We start from the raw sequence: 23,141 nt of genomic DNA, 5'->3' as shown, positions 1-23,141 counted from the left end.
TCAAAGCCGAAGGTACCGCGTGAGCGGCGCGAGGACGGCCCGGCAGCAGCAGAGGTGCGCTGGCCCGCACTGCGGCTTGCTCGGCCAGAAAAAAGGCTGCCACGTTTGACCGTGACAGCCTTTACAAATCTAATCTTAACTGATCAGCATTACGACCCGATGTCGCCCTGCTTTAACTCAATCAGCGCAGGAAGGCGGGCTGATTCTGCTCATACTGCGAAATGGAGGCTTCGTGCTGCAGCGTCAGGCCGATGCTGTCCAGGCCGTTAATCATGCAGTGGCGGCGGAAGCTGTCGAGCTCGAACGAATAGACTTTATCGCCAGCGGTGACCGTCTGCGCTTCCAGGTCTACCGTAAAGCTGATGCCGGGCTGGTCCGCAACCAGTCTGAACAGCTCATCCACTTCCTCTTCGCTTAACTTCACCGGCAGCAGCTGGTTGTTGAAGCTGTTGCCATAAAAGATATCCGCGAAGCTCGGCGCAATCACCACGTGAAAACCAAAATCGGTCAGTGCCCAGGGCGCATGCTCACGTGAAGAGCCGCAGCCAAAGTTTTCACGCGCCAGCAGGATGCTGGTGCCTTTGAACTCAGGCTTGTTCAGCACAAAGCCGGGCGTTGGCACGGTGCCCGCGTCATCTTCAAAGCGCCAGTCGTGGAACAGATGCTGTCCAAAACCGGTGCGGGTGACCTTCTGCAAAAACTGCTTGGGAATGATCGCGTCCGTATCGACGTTCGCGGCATCCAGCGGCGCAACAATGCCGGTGTGCTGAGTAAATTTATTCGCCATGACTTAAGCTCCTGTCGTCAGTTCACGGATGTCGGCAAAGTGGCCGGTTACGGCAGCCGCCGCGGCCATTGCCGGGCTGACCAGATGAGTACGTCCACCACGGCCCTGACGGCCTTCAAAGTTACGGTTGCTGGTTGACGCGCAACGCTCACCCGGATTCAGGCGGTCATTGTTCATCGCCAGACACATAGAGCAGCCTGGCAGACGCCATTCAAAGCCCGCTTCCAGGAAGATTTTGTCCAGACCTTCAGCTTCGGCCTGCGCTTTCACCGGGCCGGAACCCGGCACCACCATGGCGACCACGCCAGGCGCGACTTTGCGGCCTTTGGCGATGGCGGCGGCGGCACGCAGATCTTCAATACGTGAGTTGGTGCAGGAGCCGATAAACACTTTATCAATCGCCACATCGGTCAGTTTGATGCCTGGCTGCAGGTTCATGTAGGCCAAGGCTTTTTCGGCTGAGGCGCGCTCAACCGGATCGGCGAACGAGGCCGGATTTGGGATCACCTGATCAACGGCAATAACCTGACCCGGATTGGTGCCCCAGGTGACCTGCGGTGCAATCTCTTCAGCATGCAGCGTTACTACCGCATCATATTTCGCGCCTTCGTCAGACTTCAGGGTGCGCCAGTAATCAACGGCCTGCTCCCATTTCTCACCCTGCGGCGAGAACTGACGACCTTTCAGATAGTTGAAGGTGGTCTCATCCGGTGCCACCAGGCCCGCTTTCGCACCCATCTCAATCGCCATGTTGCACAGGGTCATACGACCTTCCATGCTCAGCGCCTGAATCGCCGGACCGCAGAATTCGACCACATAGCCGGTTCCGCCTGCGCTGCCGGTTTTGCCGATGATCGCCAGCACGATATCTTTAGCCGTAATGCCGGTTGACGCCTGGCCCAGCACTTCAATCTTCATGGTTTTTGCCCGACCCTGTTTCAGGGTCTGGGTAGCAAACACATGTTCAACTTCAGAGGTGCCGATACCAAAGGCCAGCGAGCCAAACGCACCGTGCGTCGCGGTGTGCGAGTCACCGCACACAATCGTCATGCCCGGCAGCGTCATGCCCTGCTCAGGACCGATAACGTGGACGATGCCCTGGAACGGATGATTCAGGTCATACAGCTGTACGCCAAACTCAGCGCAGTTCTTCATCAGCTCCTGCATCTGAATACGCGCCATCTCTCCCGACGCATTGATATCTTTGGTCTGCGTAGAAACGTTGTGATCCATGGTGGCAAAGGTTTTGCCCGGCTGACGGACTTTACGTCCGTGGGCGCGCAGACCATCAAAGGCCTGGGGCGAGGTCACCTCATGGATCAGATGGCGATCAATGTAGAGTAACGGCGTTTCTTCTGGCGTTTCGTGGACGACATGTGCATCAAATAACTTCTGGTATAAGGTTTTCATTTTTTTATTTTTCCTCGGCGATAAAGCGGGCAATGATGCTGCCCATCTCATCTGTGCTGACCGCTGGGCCATCACCGGCTAAATCTTTGGTGCGGTAGCCCTGTTCCAGCGCACGGCTGATGGCGCGTTCGATACTGTCGGCAGCCTCATCGGCATTCAGGCTGTAACGCAGCAGCAGCGACAGCGACAGGATCTGGGCGACCGGGTTGGCAATATTCTGACCGGCGATATCTGGCGCCGAGCCACCCGCGGGTTCGAACAGGCCAAAGCCCGCTTCATTCAGGCTGGCGGAAGGCAGCATCCCCATCGAGCCGGTAATCATGGCGCACTCATCAGAGAGAATGTCACCGAACAGGTTGGAGCAGAGCAGCACGTCAAACTGCGACGGGTCTTTGATCAACTGCATGGTGGCGTTGTCGATATAGATGTGGCTCAGCTGTACGTCCGGATACTCTTTGGCCACTTCGTTGACGATTTCACGCCACATCACGGAGGTCTGCAGCACGTTGGCTTTATCAACCGAGGTGACTTTATTACGGCGTTTGCGCGCCGATTCAAACGCGATGCGGGCGATGCGCTCAATTTCGAAACGGTGATAAACCTCGGTATCAAATGCACGCTCTTCCGGGCCGCTGCCTTCACGTCCTTTCGGCTGACCAAAGTAGATGCCGCCGGTCAGTTCACGCACGCACAGAATGTCGAAGCCTTTGGCAGCAATGTCGGCGCGCAGCGGGCAAAACGCCTCCAGTCCGCTGTAGAGTGCAGCCGGACGCAGGTTACTGAACAGCTTAAAATGTTTGCGCAGCGGCAGCAGCGCACCGCGCTCCGGCTGCGATGCCGGCGGTAAGTGCTCCCACTTCGGGCCGCCAACGGAACCAAACAGGATCGCGTCGGCCTGCTCGCAGCCTGCAACCGTTGCGGGTGGCAGGGGTTCACCATGCTGATCGATAGCAATGCCGCCGACCGCATACTCCTGGGTGGTGATCTGGATATCAAAGCGCTGACGAATGGCATCCAGCACTTTCATAGCCTGCGCCATCACTTCCGGGCCGATACCATCACCGGGTAAAACTGCGATATGAGATGAGCTGGACATGGTTATACGGTTTCCTTCTGATCTTTAAATTTGCGCTGCAATTCTTGTTCAACCTGACGGGCACGCCAGATATTGTTCAGAGCGTTGACCATCGCTTTGGCGGAGGACTCCACAATATCGGTCGCCAGACCAATGCCGTGGAACTTGCGGCCGTTGTAGCTCACGACGATATCGACCTGACCCAGCGCATTCTCGCCGTGGCCTTTCGCGGTCAGCTTGTAGTTAACCAGCTCAGCGTCGAACTGGGTGATACGGTTAATCGCCTGGTAGACCGCGTCAACCGGGCCATTACCGGTGGCTGCATCCGATTTAGCGACATCGCCGCAGCCCAGATTGACAGAGGCGGTGGCGGTGATGCTGGAACCGGTCTGGACGTTAAATTCGTGCAGCTGGAAATGTTCCGGCTCTTCATTCTGCTTGTTGATGAAGGCCAGCGCTTCCAGGTCGTAATCGAAAACCTGACCTTTTTTATCGGCCAGTTTCAGGAAGGCGTCATACAGCGTATCCAGATTGTAATCCTGCTCGGCATAGCCCATCTCTTCCATACGATGTTTTACCGCCGCGCGGCCAGAACGTGAGGTCAGGTTCAGCTGGATTTTGTGTAAGCCGATCGATTCCGGCGTCAGGATTTCATAGTTCTCGCGGTTCTTCAGCACGCCATCCTGATGAATACCCGAGGAGTGAGCGAAGGCGTTAGAGCCGACCACTGCCTTGTTCGCCGGGATCGGCATGTTGCAGATCTGGCTGACCATCTGGCTGGTACGGTAGATTTCCTGATGATTGATATTGGTATGCACGTTCATGATCTGCTGGCGGGTTTTAATCGCCATGATCACCTCTTCCAGCGCACAGTTACCGGCACGTTCACCCAGGCCATTCATCGTTCCTTCAACCTGACGCGCGCCCGCCTGTACGGCAGCCAGGGCGTTGCCGGTTGCCATACCCAGGTCATCGTGAGTGTGAACAGAGATAATCGCTTTATCGATGTTAGGAACACGATTCATCAGCTCACTGATGATGTGGGCATACTCGCCTGGCAGGGTGTAGCCAACGGTATCCGGGATGTTGATGGTGGTGGCACCGGCGTTAATCGTGGCTTCTACCATCCGGCACAGGTCATCAATCGGGGTACGGCCGCCATCTTCGCAGGAGAACTCAACGTCGCTGGTATAATTACGCGCACGTTTCACCATATGCACCGCACGCTCAATCACTTCTGGCAGCGTGCTGCGCAGTTTGGTGGCGATGTGCATCGGTGAGGTAGCGATAAAGGTATGAATACGGAAGGCTTCGGCAACGCGCAGTGATTCGTACGCCGCATCAATATCTTTTTCCACACAGCGTGCCAGACCGCAAACCCGACTGTTTTTAATGGTGCGCGCAATGGTCTGCACAGACTCAAAGTCGCCCGGTGAGGAGACCGGGAAACCGACTTCCATCACATCCACGCCCATGCGCTCCAGCGCTAAAGCAATCTGCAATTTTTCTTTCACACTCAGGCTGGCCTGTAATGCCTGCTCACCGTCGCGCAGAGTGGTATCGAAAATAATGACTTGCTGGCTCATCGTAATCATCCTTATGCTTTTTCTGGCCTGGCAACGAGCATAAAAAAACCCGCGACAGGCGCGGGTTTTTAACTTTCAGCAGGTTTGAATCAGTGTTTGATTCCGCCCACAAGTCTACCGCGCAAGCTGAGTGCGTTTAGTAGTAGACCGAGAAGGCGAACAGAACGAAACATGGATTCAAACCTTATAAAATGTTGTGCTGTACATATTGGTACTGGAATCACTCAGGGATGTCAACCTTCAATGCAGGGGTATTCTTAGTGGTGCCAGAGGAAGATATTCTGTTATTTAACGGTCAGGCAGCGTAATGAACAACGCCGTAGTGACTGCGGAGGCAATCGACCCGGGAATGAGCACTGATTCTGCGGGTCTTTGATTTTATTGTGTTGAAAATTAAAGACTTTATCGGGAGGGTGTCTCACGAGGATACAGGATATATCACCTGCTCTTTAGCATAATCGAATGCGTCTCAGCGATTTACTGGTTAATTACGCCAGAAAAGAAAAGTGTCAGGCGATTGTGGGCCAGAGCAGCCGGGTAATAAGTTTTCGTTATTTCTTAGATCACGCTGAAAATAATTTCTTAATCAGCATTTTCCTCTGCGGTTCTGCCGCGTAATTAGATTAATCCGCGCAGCCAATTCTTATCGGGCAGAGCCTTTACGCCCCTGCCTTTTAATTTACGTGGGTTTGCGGTTTGCCTGCCCGGTTAACTGCGGTTATGGTAATCGACCTACTCTCAGAAAAATAAACTCAACAGATTTCTCTGTAACCGGACAGCGGCAGTTGTTTCCGCTGTCATGCATAAACATAAGATTTTGATTGGCAAAGCAGGCACCGGGGCTTTGTGGTACGCGCTAACGGGCGTATTAACAGAGCCGGGTCCTCAAGCCTGGAGGCAGAAGATGGAGATGTTGTCAGGAGCCGAAATGGTCGTCCGTTCGTTAATCGATCAGGGCGTTAAGCAGGTATTCGGTTATCCGGGTGGCGCAGTGTTGGATATCTATGATGCGCTGCAAACCGTCGGGGGTATCGATCACATTCTGGTGCGTCATGAGCAGGGTGCGGTGCACATGGCTGACGGCCTGGCGCGCGCCACCGGTGAAGTCGGCGTGGTGCTCGTCACCTCCGGACCCGGCGCAACCAATGCGATTACCGGTATCGCCACCGCCTATATGGACTCGATTCCGCTGGTGATCCTCTCGGGTCAGGTTCCCTCGTCGCTGATTGGCTATGACGCCTTTCAGGAGTGCGACATGGTCGGCATCTCTCGTCCGGTAGTGAAGCACAGCTTCCTGGTGAAAAGTACCGAAGAGATCCCAACCGTGTTGAAAAAGGCGTTCTGGCTGGCTTCCACCGGACGTCCGGGGCCGGTGGTGATCGATCTGCCGAAAGATATTCTGAATCCGGCCAATAAGTTGCCTTATCACTGGCCGGATACGGTGAGCATGCGCTCCTACAATCCGACCATTCAGGGCCATAAAGGTCAGATTAAGCGTGCGCTGACCACGTTGCTGGCCGCGAAGAAGCCGGTGATCTACGCTGGTGGTGGTGCCATTACCGCAGGCTGCGAAGCCGAACTGTTAAAGCTGGCCGAAAGCCTGAATATTCCGGTGACGACCTCGCTGATGGGCCTGGGCGCGTTCCCTGGCACTCATCGTCAGTGCGTTGGCATGCTCGGTATGCACGGCACGTACGAAGCCAACATGACGATGCACAATACCGACCTGATTTTTGGTATTGGTGTGCGCTTCGATGACCGCACCACCAACAACCTGGCGAAGTATTGTCCCAACGCCACGGTGATGCATATCGATATCGACCCGACCTCTATCTCTAAGACGGTGGCGGCGGATATCCCGATTGTCGGTGATGCGAAGCAGGTGCTGCAGCAGATGCTGGAGTTACTGGCACAAAGCGAAAGCCTGCGCGCTGAGAGCCTGCACGACTGGTGGCAGGAGATTGAGGGCTGGCGCAGTCGTCACTGCCTGGAATTTGATCGCACCAGCGACAAAATCAAGCCGCAGGCAGTGATTGAAACCATCAGCCGTCTGACCAAAGGCGATGCGTATGTGACCTCGGATGTGGGCCAGCATCAGATGTTTGCTGCGCTCTATTATCCTTTCGACAAACCGCGTCGCTGGATCAACTCCGGCGGTCTGGGCACCATGGGCTTTGGCCTGCCTGCTGCGCTGGGCGTGAAGATGGCGCTGCCGGACGAAACAGTCATCTGCGTAACGGGCGATGGCAGTATCCAGATGAACATTCAGGAGCTTTCCACCGCGCTGCAGTACGATCTGCCGGTGCTGGTGCTGAACCTGAATAACCGGGTGCTGGGCATGGTGAAGCAGTGGCAGGATATGATCTACTCCGGTCGTCACTCCCAGTCTTATATGGAGTCACTGCCTGACTTCGTGCGTCTGGCGGAAGCCTACGGCCACGTCGGGATCGCGATTGAGCACCCGGCTGAGCTGGAAGAGAAGCTGGCGCTGGCGCTGGAAACCCTGGCGAAGGGACGTCTGGTATTTGTGGATGTCACCGTTGACGGTAGCGAGCATGTTTACCCGATGCAGATTCGCGGTGGCAGCATGGATGAGATGTGGTTGAGCAAAACGGAGAGGACATAATTATGCGTCGTATTTTATCAGTTCTGCTGGAGAACGAATCCGGCGCATTATCCCGTGTCGTCGGCCTGTTCTCACAGCGCGGCTATAACATTGAGAGCCTGACCGTGGCACCAACGGATGATCCTACGCTGTCGCGGATGACCATTCAGACGGTGGGCGATCAGAAGGTGCTGGAGCAGATTGAAAAGCAGCTGCACAAGCTGGTAGATGTGCTGCGCGTTACCGAGCTGGGGCAGGGCGCCTATGTTGAGCGCGAAATCATGCTGGTGAAGATTCAGGCGAGCGGTTATGGCCGCGAAGAGGTGAAGCGTAACGCCGAGATCTTCCGCGGTCAGATCATCGACGTGACGCCGACGCTGTACACGGTTCAGCTGGCAGGCACCAGTGACAAACTGGACGCCTTCCTGAGTACCGTCCGCGACGTTGCCGAAATTGTTGAAGTGGCACGCTCCGGTATCGTCGGCGTTTCACGCGGCGATCGTATCATGCGTTAATCACGCAGCGTCATCATCAATCCTCACCTAACCCGGCGAAATGCCGGGTTTTTTTATTTTTTATGCGCCAGGCGAGTTACATTCAGAAAAGCGGTTGCTCCGCGCACTTTTCTGCTGTTAGATGATAGCCATGAGTTATCCATAGCTTAACTGCGGCTATTTCTGCCGTAAAAGCGGATTTGATGGTGGGGTTATCGTGAAACTGGATGAAATTGCGCGTTTGGCAGGCGTGTCGCGCACCACGGCCAGTTATGTGATCAATGGCAAAGCGCGGCAGTATCGTGTCAGCGACAAAACCGTTGAGAAAGTCATGGCGGTGGTACGTGAGCATAATTATCACCCTAATGCGGTGGCTGCCGGGCTGCGCGCCGGGCGTACGCGCTCTATTGGGTTAGTGATCCCCGATCTGGAAAATACCAGTTATACCCGTATTGCGAACTATCTTGAGCGGCAGGCCCGTCAGCGCGGCTATCAGCTGCTGATCGCCTGTTCTGAAGATCAGCCCGATAACGAGATGCGCTGCATTGAGCATCTGTTACAGCGCCAGGTCGATGCGATCATCGTCTCTACCTCGTTACCGCCAGAGCATCCCTTTTATCAGCGCTGGATCAACGATCCCCTGCCGATTATTGCGTTAGATCGCGCGCTGGATCGTGAACATTTCACCAGCGTAGTGGGTGCCGATCAGGACGATGCCCATATGCTGGCGGCTGAACTGCGTCAGCTTGAGGTCAAAAATGTGCTGTTCCTCGGTGCGTTACCCGAGCTGTCGGTAAGTTTCCTGCGCGAGCTGGGTTTCCGCGATGCATGGAAAGACGATCCCCGGCCGATTGACTACATCTACTGCAATAGCTTCGAACGCACAGCCGCCGCGGCACTGTTTGAACAATACCTTGAAGATCACCCGATGCCGGAGGCGCTTTTTACCACCTCATTTGGTCTGCTGCAGGGTGTGATGGATGTGACGCTGAAACGAGACGGACGGCTTCCGACCGAGCTGGCCATCGCCACCTTTGGCGACCACGAATTACTGGACTTTCTTGAGTGTCCGGTGCTGGCGGTGGGTCAGCGTCATCGCGACGTGGCAGAGCGCGTGCTGGAATTAGTTTTAGCCTCGCTGGATGAACCCAGAAAACCAAAACCCGGGTTAACCCGCATTCGCCGTAATTTATACCGTCGCGGACAATTAAGCCGAAAAGTTAAATGAGTCACGGGCAGTATTACGCTGCCCGCCCATTTTATTTAACGATTTAACTGATTAAATAAACAGGTCGACGTAAAAAAGCGTAAATTCTGCTCATCAAATCTAACAAAGCAGAAAGTGTTATTTTTATTATCTGCTTACAACTTCAACAAACTTACTTTCCCGTCTGGCCTTAAGCCGCTGGGCTTCCTTTCGGAAATCCCCTAAAATGCCGCCGCTGTCTCAGAAACCACGATTAATATTTAGCCCTTTACATTGTTTCATTTTTAGTCGTTTTTTCCCGGGTCGTTTTTTTTATTCAGGTATTCATCGGCTTAATTTTTACTTTCCCCTTTTATTCGTTTATATCGTCGCCAGAGATTAATTCTTCACTCTGTAAAGAGTGATATTCACCTGCCGCTCCGGCTTGACAAGGATTTCATGGGATCCTTAAACTCGTTTCGTGGTAAAAAGTGGGATAAAGTGGCGTAAACGGGTGATGAGGAGAAGAGACTGGCATGTTCCGCGGAGCAACGTTAGTCAATCTCGACAGCAAAGGGCGGCTCGCCGTACCTACGCGATATCGCGATTTGCTGATTGGGGAGTCTCAGGGGCAGATGGTCTGTACCATCGACCTCCACCAGCCATGCCTGTTGCTTTATACCCTGCCCGAATGGGAAATCATTGAAAAAAAGCTGGCACGCCTTTCCAGTATGAATCCACTTGAGCGCCGCGTGCAGCGTTTGCTGCTGGGGCATGCCAGTGAATGTCAGATGGACAATGCAGGCCGCCTGCTGCTGGCGAATACGCTTCGGCAGCACGCAAAATTAACCAAAGAAGTGATGCTGGTTGGACAGTTCAATAAGTTTGAGCTGTGGGATGAACAGACCTGGTATCAACAAGTCAGGGACGATATTGACGCAGAACAGTCGGCTCAGGAGCCTTTATCTGAGCGGTTGCAGGACTTGTCGCTATAGCTATGCAGGAAAATTTCAAACATACCACCGTGCTGTTGGATGAGGCGGTTAACGGCCTCAATATCAGGGAAGACGGTATTTACATCGACGGCACTTTTGGTCGTGGTGGCCATTCACGCCTGATTCTTTCGCAGCTGGGAGAGAAGGGAAAGCTGATCGCCATCGATCGTGATCCGCAAGCTATCGCCGCTGCCGCAGAGATCACCGACCCGCGTTTTTCAATTATTCATGGCCCTTTTTCCGCGCTGGCAGAGTATGTCTCTGAACGGGATCTGGTCGGAAAGATTGACGGCATTTTGCTGGACCTGGGGGTTTCATCACCGCAACTGGATGACGCCGAACGTGGCTTCTCCTTTATGCGTGACGGACCGCTGGATATGCGAATGGACCCGTCGCGCGGGCACTCCGCCGCAGAATGGTTGCTGCACGCAGAAGAGGCGGATATCGCGTTTGTCCTGAAGACCTACGGTGAAGAGCGATTCGCCAAACGCATCGCCCGGGCCATTGTCGAGCGTAATCGCGAACAGCCGATGACCCGGACCCGGGAACTGGCTGAGGTGATCTCAATCGCCATGCCGGTAAAAGATAAGTTCAAGCATCCGGCCACGCGCAGCTTCCAGGCTATTCGTATCTGGATTAACAGCGAACTGGAAGAGATCGATATTGCCCTGAAAGGCGCTGTTGAAGTGCTGGCTCCGCAGGGCCGCCTCTCTGTTATCAGCTTCCATTCACTGGAAGATCGGCTGGTGAAGCGCTTTATGCGCGATCAGAGTCGCGGGCCGCAGGTGCCGCCTGGGATTCCCATGACTGAACATCAGCTGCGTGCCCTGGGTGGGCGTGAACTGAAGTTGCTCGGCAAAATGTCGCCGGGTGACGCTGAAGTCTCTGAAAACCCACGTGCGCGCAGCTCGGTATTACGTATCGCGGAGAAAACCGACGCATGATCGGTAATGAGCGTCACAGCCTGCCTGCCGTTATCGGCGGGGATCTGCTGCGAAAGGGCAAGATTCCGGTGCTGTTGCTGATCGCTGTGGTGGTTTCTGCCGTGCTGGTGGTGACTACCACCCATAAAACACGACTGTTAACCGCGCAGCGCGAACAGCTGGTGCTGGAGCGTGACGCACTCGATATCGAGTGGCGCAACCTGATCCTGGAAGAGAATGCACTGGGCGATCACAGCCGTGTTGAACGCATCGCCACCGAGAAGCTGCAACTGCAGCACGTTGATCCTTCACAAGAAAATATCGTGGTGCAGAAATAAGGACCTCAGATAGCGAATGAGCGGCACAGGCAGAACGCTGAAATTGAAGAAACCGGAAGATAAAGCCAGCTTTGTAAGCTGGCGTTTTGCGTTGCTGTGCGGCTGTATTTTACTGGCGCTGGGTGGATTGCTGTCACGTGTGGCCTGGCTGCAGGTGATCAATCCTGGCAAGCTGGTAAAAGAGGGCGATCTGCGCTCGCTGCGTGTTCAGGCGGTGCCCACCTCACGCGGCATGATCAGCGATCGCGCCGGACGCCCGCTGGCAGTCAGCGTGCCGGTCAACGCTATCTGGGCCGATCCCAAAGAGCTGCACGCCGGTGGCGGCGTGACGCTGGACAGCCGCTGGAAGGCGCTTTCCGATGCGCTCTCTATTCCCCTTGATCAGCTGGCTGCCCGCGTGAATGCCAATCCCAAAGGCCGCTTTGTCTATCTGGCGCGCCAGGTCAATCCGGCTATCGGCGACTACGTTAAAAAACTCAAACTTCCCGGTATTCATCTGCGCGAAGAGTCGCGCCGTTACTATCCTGCCGGGCAGGTCACCTCCCATCTCATTGGCTTTACCAACATCGACGGGCAGGGCATTGAAGGCATCGAGAAGAGCTTTGATAAGTGGCTGACCGGTGCACCCGGCGAGCGGACGGTGCGCAAAGATCGGTACGGTCGGGTCATCGAGGATATCTCTTCGGTGGACAGCCGGGCCGCTCATAACCTGACGCTGAGCATTGATGAGCGGTTACAGGCGCTGGTTTACCGTGAACTGAATAACGCCGTTGCCTTTAACAAAGCGGAATCGGGTACGGCGGTGCTGGTGGATGTCAATACCGGTGAAGTGCTGGCGATGGCCAACAGCCCGGCTTACAACCCGAACAATCTCGGCAACACGCCAAAAGATCTGATGCGTAACCGCGCCATCACCGACATTTTCGAACCTGGCTCTACCGTGAAGCCGATGGTGGTGATGACGGCGCTGCAGCGTGGTGTGGTGAGAGAGAACAGTGTCCTGAATACCGTGCCGTACCGCGTTAATGGTCATGAGATCAAAGATGTGGCGCGCTACAACGAATTGACCCTGACAGGGGTTTTACAGAAGTCGAGTAACGTCGGTGTTTCACGTCTGGCGTTAGCGATGCCTTCCTCAGCGCTGGTAGAAACTTACGCGCGCTTTGGACTGGGCAAACCGACCAATTTGGGGCTGGTCGGGGAAAGCAGTGGCTTATACCCTAAAAAACAACGGTGGTCTGACATAGAGAGGGCCACCTTCTCTTTCGGCTACGGGCTAATGGTAACGCCGTTACAGTTAGCGCGAGTCTACGCAACGATTGGCAGCTATGGCATTAATCGCCCGCTGTCGATCACCAAAGTGGATCCGCCCGTCGCGGGACAACGCGTTTTCGATGAGTCACTGGTGAAAACCGTGATGCACATGATGGAAAGCGTGGCGCTGCCCGGTGGTGGTGGCGTCAAAGCGGCAATCAAGGGTTATCGCATTGCGATAAAAACCGGTACGGCGAAAAAGGTCGGGCCGGACGGACGCTACGTCAATAAATACATTGCCTACACCGCAGGCGTCGCGCCTGCCAGTCATCCCCGATTCGCGCTGGTGGTGGTGATCAACGATCCCCAGGCCGGCAAGTATTACGGCGGTGCGGTCTCTGCACCGGTATTTGGAGCCATCATGGGTGGCGTACTGCGTACCATGAACATCGAGCCGGACGCGTTACCGACCAATGACAAGAATGAGCTGGTGACTAACAGAAGTGAGGAATCAAGTGACAGATCGTAACCTGCGCGATTTACTCGGCCCCTGGGTGCCAGGCGCGCCGGCGCGCCCACGCCCACTGCGTGACATGACCCTGGATAGCCGCATTGCGGCTTCTGGCGATCTGTTTGTCGCTGTTGCAGGCCATCAGGTTGATGGACGCCGTTTCATTCCGCAGGCAATTGCGCAGGGCGTTGCCGCTGTGGTGGCGGAAGCTGAGGGTGAAGCGGTCGACGGCGAAATCCGTGAAATGCACGGCGTACCGGTTATCTATCTGGCGCAGCTGCATCAGCGCCTTTCGGCCCTGGCAGGCCGTTTTTATCAGCAGCCGGGCGAAAAACAGAAGCTGATTGGCGTCACCGGCACCAACGGTAAAACCACCACCACCCAGTTGCTGGCGCAGTGGGCGACGCTACTGGGTGAGACCAGCGCGGTGATGGGCACCGTCGGAAATGGGCTGGTAGGTCACTTAGCGGCGGCAGAAAATACCACGGGTTCAGCGGTTGATGTTCAGCATCTGCTGCACGATCTGGCTGAAAAAGGGGCGACCCTGACCGCAATGGAAGTCTCGTCACACGGACTGGTTCAGCATCGCGTCGCTGCGCTGCCGTTTGCCGCAGCGGTCTTCACCAATCTCAGCCGCGATCACCTCGATTACCACGGTGATATGCAGAGCTATGAGTCAGCTAAATGGCTGCTCTTTTCTGAGCATCAGGTCGGGCAGGCGATTCTTAACGCGGATGACGAAGTCGGTCGTCGCTGGCTGGCGCGCTTACCTGATGCCGTTGCGGTCACCATGGAGGATAACCTCCAGCCGGGCTGCCACGGGCGCTGGCTTAAAGCCGATGCGGTGGATTACCACGATAACGGCGCACATATTCGTTTCAGCTCCAGCTGGGGCAATGGCGAAATCGACAGTCCGCTGATGGGTGCCTTCAACGTCAGCAATCTGATGCTGGCGCTGGCGACGCTGCTGTCACTGGATTATCCGCTGGCGACGCTAATCAGCGTTGCACCGCAGTTGCAGCCGGTCAACGGGCGTATGGAAGTGTTCAGCGCCACAGGAAAACCGACGGTCGTCGTGGATTATGCCCACACCCCGGATGCGCTGGAAAAAGCGCTGGAAGCGGCACGTCTGCACTGCAAAGGAAAACTCTGGTGCCTGTTTGGCTGCGGCGGCGACCGTGACAAAGGCAAACGCCCGTTAATGGGCGCGATTGCTGAGCAATATGCGGATGTGGTGGTGATTACGGATGACAATCCGCGCAGCGAAGATCCGCAGGCGATTGTAAAAGATATTCTGACCGGTTTGCTGGACCCAGGCCGCGCCCGCGTGGTCTCTGGTCGTGCGCAGGCGGTCACTAACACTATTATGCAGGCGCAGCCCGACGATATCGTGCTGGTGGCTGGCAAAGGCCATGAAGATTATCAGATCATCGGCAACCGCCGTCTCGACTACTCCGATCGTGCCACCGTTGCGGCACTGCTGGGGGGCGTTGCATGATTCCGGTTTCATTAAAAACCCTGGCAGAGATCACCGGCGGCACGCTGCACGGCAGCGATTTAACGCTGAGTGACGTGACCACCGATACCCGCAAAGTCACGGCGGGCAGCCTGTTTGTTGCACTGGTGGGCGAACGCTTTGATGCGCACGACTTCGCCGGCGATGCCATTGCGAATGGCGCACAGGCGCTGCTGGTAAGTAAGCATTTACCTGTCGCTGTGCCACAGGTGGTGGTTGAAGATACCCGTCTCGCCTTTGGCAGGCTGGGCGCATGGGTTCGTCAGCAGTCGAACGCCCGTGTAGTGGCGCTGACCGGCTCCTCCGGCAAAACCTCGGTTAAAGAGATGACGGCGGCGATTCTGCGTGAGTGTGGCGAAACGCTCTACACCGCAGGCAATCTTAACAACGATTATGGCGTACCGATGACGCTGCTGCGGCTGACCGCAGAACATCAGTATGCGGTCATCGAACTCGGTGCGAATCATCAGGGCGAAATCGCCTACACCACCGGACTGGTTCAACCGGAAAGCGCGCTGGTGAATAACCTGGCCGCGGCGCATCTGGAAGGCTTTGGTTCGCTGGCCGGTGTTGCTAAAGCCAAGGGCGAGATTTTCCAGGGCTTACCGGCTCACGGCATTGCGATTCTGAACGCAGAGAGCAATGACTGGCCCAACTGGCAGAGCACGCTGCAGGATAAAACCGTGTGGCGTTTCTCACCGCAGACGGCAGAGTGTGAATTCTCCGCCCGTGATATCCGCATTGCTCAGGATGGTACTCATTTTGTGATGATAACGCCGCATGGCGAAGCTGAGATCGTGCTGCCATTGCCGGGTCGGCATAACATCGCCAACGCCCTGGCGGCGGCGGCACTGGCTCTGTCAGTGGATGCACCGCTTAGCGCCGTTCAGCAGGGGCTGAAAAACCTGCAGTCGGTGCCAGGTCGTTTGTTCCCGGTTCGCCTCTCTGCGCATCAGCTGCTGCTGGATGACAGCTACAACGCTAACGTCGGTTCGATGACAGCAGCTGTTCAGGTCCTGTCAGAGATGCCGGGTTACCGGGTGCTGGTCACGGGTGATATGGCGGAACTGGGTGAAGAGACCGAAAGTTGTCACCGCGAAGTGGGGCAAGCGGCACGTGACGCAGGCATTGATCGCGTGCTGAGCACCGGAAAATTCAGCCATTTCATCACTGAAAGCAGTGAAGTTGGCGAACATTTCAGCGATAAGACTGCGCTGACTGAACGTTTGCGTCAATTGTTGTCCGAACACTCAGAAATTACCGTCCTGATAAAAGGTTCACGTAGTGCCGCCATGGAGCAGGTAGTACAGAGCTTAAAGGAGAAAGGAACATGTTAGTTTGGCTGGCCGAGCATCTGGTCGCTTTTTATTCGGGATTTAACGTCTTTTCCTATCTGACGTTTCGCGCCATTGTCAGCCTGCTGACCGCGTTATTCATCTCTCTCTGGATGGGGCCGCGCCTGATCGCCTGGCTGCAGAAATTACAGATTGGCCAGGTCGTCCGTAACGATGGCCCGGAATCGCATTTCAGTAAGCGCGGCACGCCGACCATGGGCGGCATCATGATTCTGACCTCCATCACCATTTCGGTGCTGATGTGGGCATATCCGTCGAATCCTTATGTCTGGTGCGTGCTGTTCGTGTTAATCGGCTTTGGCATCATCGGCTTTGTCGATGACTACCGCAAAGTGGTACGCAAAGACACCAAAGGCCTGATCGCCCGCTGGAAATATTTCTGGATGTCGGTGATTTCGCTGGGCGTCGCGTTCGGGCTCTATGCGGCGGGTAAAGATACCCCCGCGACCCAACTGGTCGTGCCCTTTTTCAAAGACATCATGCCGCAGCTAGGTCTGTTTTATGTGCTGCTGGCTTACTTTGTGATTGTCGGAACGGGTAATGCGGTCAATCTGACCGATGGCCTGGATGGGCTGGCGATTATGCCAACCGTCTTTGTCGCCGCGGGCTTTGCGCTGGTTGCCTGGGCCACCGGTAACGTGAAGTTTGCTGAATATCTGCACATTCCCTATCTGCGTCACGCCGGTGAGCTGGTGATTGTCTGTACCGCCATTGTCGGGGCAGGGCTGGGCTTCCTGTGGTTCAACACCTATCCGGCTCAGGTCTTTATGGGTGACGTGGGTTCGCTGGCACTGGGCGGCGCGCTGGGCACCATTGCGGTGTTGCTGCGTCAGGAATTTTTACTGGTGATCATGGGTGGCGTGTTTGTGGTTGAAACGCTGTCGGTGATCCTGCAGGTGGGATCGTTTAAGTTGCGCGGCCAGCGTATTTTCCGCATGGCGCCGATCCATCACCACTATGAACTTAAGGGCTGGCCGGAACCGCGCGTCATTGTGCGCTTCTGGATTATTTCGCTAATGCTGGTGCTGATTGGCCTGGCCACGCTGAAGGTGCGTTAATCATGGCTGACTATCGGGGTAGAAAAGTCGTCATCATCGGGCTGGGCCTCACCGGGCTCTCCTGTGTTGATTTCTTTTTAGCGCAGGGCGTAACGCCTCGCGTGATGGACACCCGTGTCTCGCCGCCGGGGCTGGATAAATTGCCCGGGCAGGTTGAACGCCATCTGGGCGGCATCAACGGCGACTGGCTGCTGGCGGCCGATCTGATTGTTGCCAGCCCTGGCGTCGCGCTGGCGCATCCGATTCTCAGCGAAGCCGTCGAAGCCGGCATTGAAATTGTCGGTGACATTGAGCTCTTTTGCCGCGAGGCGCAGGCGCCGATCGTGGCGATCACCGGCTCCAACGGTAAAAGCACGGTGACTACGCTGGTGGGTGAAATGGCGAAAGCCGCAGGCTGGCAGGTGGGCGTCGGCGGCAATATTGGTCTGCCCGCGCTGAGTCTGCTGCAGTCACCGGCGCAACTCTATGTACTGGAACTCTCCAGTTTTCAGCTGGAGACCACGCACAGTCTGAAAGCCGCGGCGGCAACCATACTTAACGTCAGCGAAGATCATATGGATCGCTATCCGCTGGGTATGCAGCAGTATCGCGCCGCTAAGCTGCGGGTCTATGAAAATGCACAGGTCTGCATCGTTAACGCCGATGATGCCCTGACGATGCCGGTACGCGGCGCGGACACACGCTGCGTCAGCTTTGGTGTCGATTTCGGGGACTACCACCTTAACAAGCAGCAGGGCAGTATCTGGTTGCGGGTGAAAGGCGAGAAGGTCCTGAACACGGCTGAAATGAAGATGGTGGGACAGCACAACTACACCAATGCGCTGGCTGCGCTGGCGCTGGCCGATGCGGTGGGTCTGCCACGAGCTTCCAGTCTGGCTGCCTTAACGCACTTTAACGGTCTGGCGCATCGCTTCCAGCTGGTCCATGAGCATCAGGGCGTGCGCTGGATCAATGACTCCAAAGCCACCAACGTCGGCAGCACCGAAGCAGCACTGAATGGCCTGCAGGTGAAGGGAACGCTGTGGCTGCTGATGGGCGGTGATGGCAAGTCGGCCGATTTTACGCCGCTGATCCCCTGGCTGCAGGGCGACAATGTGCGCCTTTACTGCTTTGGTCGCGATGGCGATGCGCTGGCGGCGCTGCGTCCTGAAATCGCCGTGCGCACTGAGACCATGCGCCAGGCGATGGAGCAGATTGCGCCGCAGGTTAAAGCAGGCGATATGGTTCTGCTGTCGCCAGCCTGTGCCAGCCTTGACCAGTTCCGAAATTTTGAGCAGCGCGGTGAGCAGTTCGCGCAACTGGCGAAGGAGCTGAGCTGATGCGTATTCCTGGCGCCGGACTGGCGGGATATTTCTCAGGACGCCTGAAAGACTGGGTCATGGGCGCACGCGAAAGTGATGACTCTTCGCTGGTGCTCTATGACCGCACACTGCTATGGCTCACGCTGGGCCTGGCGGTGATTGGTTTCGTGATGGTGACGTCGGCTTCAATGCCGGTGGGTCAGCGTCTGAATGACGATCTCTTTTATTTTGCCAAGCGCGATGCCTTCTACATCGTGCTGGCTGTATGTATGGCGCTGGTCACGCTGCGGGTGCCGATGGATTTCTGGCAGCGCTACAGCAACGTGATGCTGATGGTCACGGTCGCGATGCTGCTGATTGTTCTGGTGGTCGGTAGCTCGGTTAACGGTGCATCGCGCTGGATCGCGCTGGGTCCGCTGCGTATTCAGCCTGCAGAGCTGTCGAAGCTCTCTCTGTTCTGCTATCTCGCCAGTTATCTGGTGCGCAAAGTGGAAGAGGTGCGTAACAACTTCTGGGGTTTCTGTAAGCCGATGGGCGTGATGGTGGTGCTGGCCGTGTTACTGCTGGCGCAGCCGGATCTCGGTACGGTGGTTGTGCTGTTTGTGACGACCCTGGCGATGCTGTTTCTGGCGGGGGCCAAACTGTGGCAGTTCCTGGCAATCATCGGTTCCGGCATCTTTGCGGTGATCCTGCTGATCATTGCAGAACCCTACCGTATGCGCCGTGTGACCTCGTTCTGGAACCCGTGGGAAGATCCCTTTGGTAGCGGCTACCAGCTGACCCAGTCACTGATGGCATTTGGTCGCGGGGAATTCTGGGGCCAGGGGCTCGGTAACTCCGTGCAAAAGCTGGAATATCTGCCCGAAGCGCATACCGACTTTATTTTCGCCATCATCGGGGAAGAACTCGGCTACGTCGGTGTGGTAATGGCACTTTTAATGGTATTCTTCGTCGCTTTTCGTGCGATGTCGATTGGCCGTCGTGCTCTGGAACTGGATCAGCGTTTTTCCGGCTTTTTAGCCTGTTCAATCGGAGTCTGGTTCAGCTTCCAGGCGCTGGTTAACGTCGGTGCAGCAGCCGGTATGTTACCGACCAAAGGTCTGACCTTACCGCTGATCAGTTACGGTGGGTCAAGTCTGATCATTATGTCGACTGCCATCGTCTTTTTATTACGCATAGATTATGAAACGCGCCTGGCGAAAGCGCAGGCGTTTACCCGAGGTGGTCGATGAGCGGTAAGCGATTGATGGTGATGGCAGGCGGAACCGGCGGACATGTCTTTCCCGGTCTGGCTGTCGCCCATCATCTGATGGAACAGGGCTGGCAGGTCCGCTGGTTAGGCACTGCCGACCGTATGGAAGCCGATCTGGTGCCAAAGCACGGCATCGACATCGACTTCATCCGCATCAGCGGATTACGTGGTAAAGGCATGAAGGCGTTGCTGCTGGCACCGCTGCGCATCTTTAATGCATGGCGTCAGGCCCGTCGCATCATGAAGGCCTGGCAGCCGGATGTGGTGCTGGGCATGGGTGGCTACGTTTCCGGTCCTGGCGGCTTAGCGGCCTGGAGTTGCGGTATTCCGGTGGTGCTGCATGAGCAGAACGGTATTGCCGGGCTGACCAATAAATGGCTGGCGAAAATCGCTACGAAAGTATTGCAGGCGTTTCCGGGCGCGTTTCCGGCCGCCGATGTGGTGGGAAATCCGGTTCGCACTGATGTACTGGCACTGCCTTTACCCGCGCAACGTCTGGCAGATCGTCATGGCCCGATACGGGTGCTGGTGATCGGTGGCAGTCAGGGTGCGCGGATACTGAACCAGACGCTGCCGCAGGTTGCCGCGCTGGTGGGTGATGAGATCACCCTGTGGCATCAGACCGGTAAAGGGTCGTTGCCCGAAACAGAGAAAGCTTATCAGCAGGTCGGGCAGACGCAGCACAAGGTGACCGAGTTTATTGATGACATGGCTGCCGCCTACGCCTGGGCTGATGTGGTGGTGTGCCGCTCCGGCGCGTTAACCGTGAGCGAAGTCGCTGCCGCTGGCTTACCGGCGATTTTCGTGCCATTTCAGCACAAAGATCGCCAGCAGTACTGGAACGCGCTGCCGCTGGAGAAAGCGGGCGCCGCCAGAATTTTTGAGCAGCCGCAATTTACTGCGGAGGCTGTAGCGGATCAGCTACGCCACTGGGATCGCGCAACACTGCTGACGATGGCTGAGCAGGCCCGTCAGGTGGCGATCCCCGATGCGACTGAACGGGTCGCTCAGGAAGTGGCTCGCGCCGCAAAGTAATCATTCCGGTCAGCGCGTCTGACCTGTACCCGGACTGGGTACAAACTGAAATAGCAGGTAACTGAGAGCGATGAATACACAACAATTGGCAAAACTGCGTTCTATCGTGCCCGAGATGCGTCGCGTCCGGCACATCCACTTTGTCGGCATCGGCGGTGCTGGCATGGGCGGTATTGCCGAAGTGTTAGCAAATGAAGGCTACCATATCAGCGGTTCAGATCTGGCCCCTAACCCGGTGACGCAGAACCTGATTGCGCTGGGTGCCACCATTTATTTTAACCATCGCCCCGAAAACGTGACCGATGCCAGCGTCGTGGTGGTTTCCAGCGCCGTTTCGCAGGATAACCCCGAACTGGTGGCGGCACGTGAACAGCGTATCCCGGTGATCCGTCGCGCGGAGATGCTGGCTGAGCTGATGCGTTTTCGTCACGGCATCGCCGTTGCGGGTACCCATGGCAAAACGACCACCACGGCGATGGTGTCGAGTATTTATGCGGAAGCGGGTCTCGATCCGACTTTTGTTAACGGCGGACTGGTCAAAGCAGCAGGCACCCATGCCCGTCTGGGTCACAGCCGGTATCTGATTGCTGAAGCGGATGAGAGTGATGCGTCGTTCCTGCATCTGCAACCGATGGTGGCGATTGTGACCAACATCGAAGCTGACCATATGGACACTTATCAGGGCGATTTTGAGAACCTGAAGCAGACGTTTATTAACTTCCTGCACAACCTGCCGTTTTACGGTCGTGCGGTGATGTGTGTGGATGATGCGGTTATTCGTGATCTGATCCCACGCGTGGGACGCCATATCACCACGTACGGTTTCAGTGATGATGCTGACCTGCGCATTGAAAATTATGAACAGAGTGGCGCGCAGGGGCATTTCACCTTGATCCGTCAGGATAAAGCACCGCTGCAGATTACGCTGAACGCGCCGGGACGCCACAACGCCCTGAATGCGGCAGCCGCCGTCGCCGTCGCCAGTGAAGAGGGCATTGAAGACAATGCTATCCTGGCTGCGCTGGAGAGTTTCCAGGGCACGGGCCGTCGCTTTGATCTGCTGGGTGAATTCCCGACAGAGCCGGTCAATGGACAGCCGGGCACCGCGATGCTGGTTGATGATTACGGTCATCATCCCACCGAAGTGGACGCGACAATTAAAGCCGCGCGCGCAGGCTGGCCGGATAAAAAACTGGTGATGGTGTTTCAGCCGCACCGTTACAGCCGAACCCGCGATCTGTTTGATGATTTCGCCAACGTACTGTCGCATGTGGATGTGTTACTGATGCTGGATGTTTACTCTGCCGGTGAAACCGCTATTCCGGGTGCTGACAGCCGGTCGCTGTGCCGTGCGATTCGTAATCGCGGCAAGGTGGATCCGATTCTGGTGCCGGAACATGACGCGCTGCCAGAGATGCTGGCACCGCTGCTGTCAGGCAATGACCTGATTCTGGTGCAGGGAGCCGGTAACGTCGGCAAGGTTGCCCGCAAGCTGGCTGACACTAAGCTCCAGCCGGAACGCAAAGCGGAGGATCGTCATGGCGGATAAAGTTGCAGTATTAATGGGTGGCACCTCGGCAGAGCGCGAGGTTTCGCTGAACTCAGGTCAGGCCGTCCTCGCCGGATTACGGGAAATGGGCATTGATGCGCATGGCATTGATACCCGTGATGTCTCTGTGCTGACGCTGAAAGAGCAGGGCTTTACCAAAGCCTTTATCGCGCTGCATGGCCGGGGCGGAGAAGATGGCACGCTGCAGGCGGTGCTGGAGTTCCTGCAACTGCCGTACACCGGCAGCGGCGTGATGGCATCGGCCGTGACTATGGATAAGCTGCGCACCAAGCTGCTGTGGCAGGGACGTGGTTTACCGTCAGGAAAGTTTGTCTGGCTGACGCGTCAGCAGTTTGATGCCGGTCTGGACGCAGAAAACAATGCGGCAATTGCGGCGCTTGGCCTGCCACTATTTGTGAAACCAGCTTGTGAAGGCTCCAGCGTAGGCATCAGTCGGGTTAACGATCTGAGCGCGCTGCCGGCGGCACTGGACATGGCGTTTAAGCACGACAATGACGTGCTGGTCGAAGCGTTTCTTAGCGGCGCGGAGTACACCGTCGCGATTGTGGGCGATCGTATTCTGCCCTCGATTGAAATAAAGAGCGCCAGCGAGTTCTATGACTATGAAGCTAAATACATTTCTGACGATACTCAGTACGTCTGTCCGGCCGATTTAAGCGCTGAACGTGAAGCGGAATTACAGCAGCTGGTACTGGCGGCCTGGCGTGCGCTGGGATGTCGCGGTTGGGGACGGGTTGATGTGATGACCGACGGGGAAGGGCGCTTTCAGTTACTGGAAGCCAATACCTCACCGGGCATGACCAGCCACAGCCTGGTGCCTATGGCAGCGAAACAGGCGGGCATGAGCTTCCCGCAGCTGGTTGCCCATATTCTGGAGCTGGCCGACTGAT

At 56.2% G+C, this 23,141-nt stretch carries 20 protein-coding genes; 15 read left to right on the top strand and 5 right to left on the bottom strand.

The window, feature by feature from the left end:
- Window positions 1-181: 181 nt before the first annotated feature.
- From leuD to leuL, 5 genes are all read right to left on the bottom strand, one after another.
- The gene (gene leuD, locus HFD94_RS18865) at window positions 182-787 is read right to left on the bottom strand and encodes a 3-isopropylmalate dehydratase small subunit (protein ID WP_010253835.1); all 606 of its coding nucleotides are present in this window, start codon (window positions 785-787) and stop codon (window positions 182-184) included.
- Between the two features lie 3 nt (window positions 788-790).
- The gene (gene leuC / locus HFD94_RS18860; protein ID WP_010671818.1) at window positions 791-2,197 is read right to left on the bottom strand and encodes a 3-isopropylmalate dehydratase large subunit; all 1,407 of its coding nucleotides are present in this window, start codon (window positions 2,195-2,197) and stop codon (window positions 791-793) included.
- A 4-nt stretch (window positions 2,198-2,201) separates the two neighbouring features.
- Window positions 2,202-3,293, bottom strand: coding sequence for a 3-isopropylmalate dehydrogenase (gene leuB / locus HFD94_RS18855; RefSeq protein WP_010253841.1), 1,092 nt, complete (start codon window positions 3,291-3,293; stop codon window positions 2,202-2,204).
- A 2-nt stretch (window positions 3,294-3,295) separates the two neighbouring features.
- Window positions 3,296-4,858 (bottom strand): 2-isopropylmalate synthase, encoded by a 1,563-nt coding sequence (leuA, locus tag HFD94_RS18850; RefSeq protein ID WP_031594411.1) that lies wholly within the window; start codon window positions 4,856-4,858, stop codon window positions 3,296-3,298.
- Window positions 4,859-4,947: 89 nt separating this feature from the next.
- Window positions 4,948-5,031, bottom strand: coding sequence for a leu operon leader peptide (gene leuL / locus HFD94_RS23190; protein ID WP_099257765.1), 84 nt, complete (start codon window positions 5,029-5,031; stop codon window positions 4,948-4,950).
- Window positions 5,032-5,762: 731 nt separating this feature from the next.
- Here leuL and ilvI point away from each other — a divergent pair.
- From ilvI to HFD94_RS18770, 15 genes are all read left to right on the top strand, one after another.
- Window positions 5,763-7,484 carry an acetolactate synthase 3 large subunit gene (gene ilvI / locus HFD94_RS18840; RefSeq protein ID WP_122889271.1) on the top strand — a complete coding sequence of 574 codons (1,722 nt, stop codon included), beginning with the start codon at window positions 5,763-5,765 and terminating at the stop codon, window positions 7,482-7,484.
- Between the two features lie 2 nt (window positions 7,485-7,486).
- Window positions 7,487-7,978, top strand: coding sequence for an acetolactate synthase small subunit (gene ilvN / locus HFD94_RS18835; protein WP_003854770.1), 492 nt, complete (start codon window positions 7,487-7,489; stop codon window positions 7,976-7,978).
- A gap of 196 nt (window positions 7,979-8,174) precedes the next feature.
- On the top strand, window positions 8,175-9,185 hold the full coding sequence (gene cra / locus HFD94_RS18830; protein WP_010253851.1) for a catabolite repressor/activator: 1,011 nt from the start codon (window positions 8,175-8,177) through the stop codon (window positions 9,183-9,185).
- Between the two features lie 494 nt (window positions 9,186-9,679).
- Window positions 9,680-10,138, top strand: coding sequence for a division/cell wall cluster transcriptional repressor MraZ (gene mraZ / locus HFD94_RS18825; protein WP_009092149.1), 459 nt, complete (start codon window positions 9,680-9,682; stop codon window positions 10,136-10,138).
- A 2-nt stretch (window positions 10,139-10,140) separates the two neighbouring features.
- The gene (gene rsmH / locus HFD94_RS18820) at window positions 10,141-11,082 is read left to right on the top strand and encodes a 16S rRNA (cytosine(1402)-N(4))-methyltransferase RsmH (protein ID WP_010253859.1); all 942 of its coding nucleotides are present in this window, start codon (window positions 10,141-10,143) and stop codon (window positions 11,080-11,082) included.
- Complete coding sequence (gene ftsL, locus HFD94_RS18815) at window positions 11,079-11,399, top strand: cell division protein FtsL (protein WP_003854764.1); 321 nt, start codon at window positions 11,079-11,081, stop codon at window positions 11,397-11,399. Before rsmH ends, ftsL begins: the two co-directional genes overlap by 4 nt.
- 16 nt (window positions 11,400-11,415) lie before the next feature.
- A complete protein-coding gene (locus HFD94_RS18810; protein ID WP_010671821.1) occupies window positions 11,416-13,182 on the top strand; it encodes a peptidoglycan glycosyltransferase FtsI in 1,767 nt (588 codons plus the stop codon).
- Window positions 13,169-14,662 (top strand): UDP-N-acetylmuramoyl-L-alanyl-D-glutamate--2,6-diaminopimelate ligase, encoded by a 1,494-nt coding sequence (gene murE / locus HFD94_RS18805; RefSeq protein WP_167433383.1) that lies wholly within the window; start codon window positions 13,169-13,171, stop codon window positions 14,660-14,662. The genes HFD94_RS18810 and murE overlap by 14 nt, the downstream gene beginning before the upstream one ends.
- Window positions 14,659-16,017, top strand: a complete 1,359-nt coding sequence (gene murF, locus HFD94_RS18800; RefSeq protein WP_167433382.1) for a UDP-N-acetylmuramoyl-tripeptide--D-alanyl-D-alanine ligase — start codon at window positions 14,659-14,661, stop codon at window positions 16,015-16,017. The genes murE and murF overlap by 4 nt, the downstream gene beginning before the upstream one ends.
- On the top strand, window positions 16,011-17,093 hold the full coding sequence (gene mraY, locus HFD94_RS18795) for a phospho-N-acetylmuramoyl-pentapeptide-transferase (RefSeq protein ID WP_003854755.1): 1,083 nt from the start codon (window positions 16,011-16,013) through the stop codon (window positions 17,091-17,093). Before murF ends, mraY begins: the two co-directional genes overlap by 7 nt.
- 2 nt (window positions 17,094-17,095) lie before the next feature.
- The gene (gene murD, locus HFD94_RS18790; RefSeq protein WP_010253876.1) at window positions 17,096-18,412 is read left to right on the top strand and encodes a UDP-N-acetylmuramoyl-L-alanine--D-glutamate ligase; all 1,317 of its coding nucleotides are present in this window, start codon (window positions 17,096-17,098) and stop codon (window positions 18,410-18,412) included.
- The gene (gene ftsW, locus HFD94_RS18785) at window positions 18,412-19,626 is read left to right on the top strand and encodes a cell division protein FtsW (protein ID WP_010253879.1); all 1,215 of its coding nucleotides are present in this window, start codon (window positions 18,412-18,414) and stop codon (window positions 19,624-19,626) included. Before murD ends, ftsW begins: the two co-directional genes overlap by 1 nt.
- On the top strand, window positions 19,623-20,681 hold the full coding sequence (gene murG / locus HFD94_RS18780; protein ID WP_031594404.1) for an undecaprenyldiphospho-muramoylpentapeptide beta-N-acetylglucosaminyltransferase: 1,059 nt from the start codon (window positions 19,623-19,625) through the stop codon (window positions 20,679-20,681). Before ftsW ends, murG begins: the two co-directional genes overlap by 4 nt.
- 70 nt (window positions 20,682-20,751) lie before the next feature.
- Window positions 20,752-22,230 carry a UDP-N-acetylmuramate--L-alanine ligase gene (gene murC, locus HFD94_RS18775; protein ID WP_010253883.1) on the top strand — a complete coding sequence of 493 codons (1,479 nt, stop codon included), beginning with the start codon at window positions 20,752-20,754 and terminating at the stop codon, window positions 22,228-22,230.
- Window positions 22,220-23,140, top strand: coding sequence for a D-alanine--D-alanine ligase (locus HFD94_RS18770; protein WP_010253885.1), 921 nt, complete (start codon window positions 22,220-22,222; stop codon window positions 23,138-23,140). The genes murC and HFD94_RS18770 overlap by 11 nt, the downstream gene beginning before the upstream one ends.
- Window position 23,141: the final 1 nt, after the last annotated feature.

Origin of the sequence: Pantoea sp. EKM20T, assembly GCF_011800485.1 — a bacterium.
GTDB lineage: Bacteria > Pseudomonadota > Gammaproteobacteria > Enterobacterales > Enterobacteriaceae > Pantoea > Pantoea agglomerans.
The sequence above is the reverse complement of the archived record's forward strand: the minus strand, read 5'-3'. Positions and strand labels throughout refer to the sequence as shown.

Excerpts from the sequence above, each read along its gene's own strand:
- leuD (WP_010253835.1), bottom strand. The coding sequence starts at position 787 with ATGGCGAATAAATTTACTCAGCACACCGGCATTGTTGCGCCGCTGGAT.
- leuC (WP_010671818.1), bottom strand. The coding sequence starts at position 2,197 with ATGAAAACCTTATACCAGAAGTTATTTGATGCACATGTCGTCCACGAA.
- leuB (WP_010253841.1), bottom strand. The coding sequence starts at position 3,293 with ATGTCCAGCTCATCTCATATCGCAGTTTTACCCGGTGATGGTATCGGC.
- leuA (WP_031594411.1), bottom strand. The coding sequence starts at position 4,858 with ATGAGCCAGCAAGTCATTATTTTCGATACCACTCTGCGCGACGGTGAG.
- leuL (WP_099257765.1), bottom strand. The coding sequence starts at position 5,031 with ATGTTTCGTTCTGTTCGCCTTCTCGGTCTACTACTAAACGCACTCAGC.
- ilvI (WP_122889271.1), top strand. The coding sequence starts at position 5,763 with ATGGAGATGTTGTCAGGAGCCGAAATGGTCGTCCGTTCGTTAATCGAT.
- ilvN (WP_003854770.1), top strand. The coding sequence starts at position 7,487 with ATGCGTCGTATTTTATCAGTTCTGCTGGAGAACGAATCCGGCGCATTA.
- mraZ (WP_009092149.1), top strand. The coding sequence starts at position 9,680 with ATGTTCCGCGGAGCAACGTTAGTCAATCTCGACAGCAAAGGGCGGCTC.
- rsmH (WP_010253859.1), top strand. The coding sequence starts at position 10,141 with ATGCAGGAAAATTTCAAACATACCACCGTGCTGTTGGATGAGGCGGTT.
- ftsL (WP_003854764.1), top strand. The coding sequence starts at position 11,079 with ATGATCGGTAATGAGCGTCACAGCCTGCCTGCCGTTATCGGCGGGGAT.
- HFD94_RS18810 (WP_010671821.1), top strand. The coding sequence starts at position 11,416 with ATGAGCGGCACAGGCAGAACGCTGAAATTGAAGAAACCGGAAGATAAA.
- murF (WP_167433382.1), top strand. The coding sequence starts at position 14,659 with ATGATTCCGGTTTCATTAAAAACCCTGGCAGAGATCACCGGCGGCACG.
- mraY (WP_003854755.1), top strand. The coding sequence starts at position 16,011 with ATGTTAGTTTGGCTGGCCGAGCATCTGGTCGCTTTTTATTCGGGATTT.
- murD (WP_010253876.1), top strand. The coding sequence starts at position 17,096 with ATGGCTGACTATCGGGGTAGAAAAGTCGTCATCATCGGGCTGGGCCTC.
- ftsW (WP_010253879.1), top strand. The coding sequence starts at position 18,412 with ATGCGTATTCCTGGCGCCGGACTGGCGGGATATTTCTCAGGACGCCTG.
- murG (WP_031594404.1), top strand. The coding sequence starts at position 19,623 with ATGAGCGGTAAGCGATTGATGGTGATGGCAGGCGGAACCGGCGGACAT.
- murC (WP_010253883.1), top strand. The coding sequence starts at position 20,752 with ATGAATACACAACAATTGGCAAAACTGCGTTCTATCGTGCCCGAGATG.
- HFD94_RS18770 (WP_010253885.1), top strand. The coding sequence starts at position 22,220 with ATGGCGGATAAAGTTGCAGTATTAATGGGTGGCACCTCGGCAGAGCGC.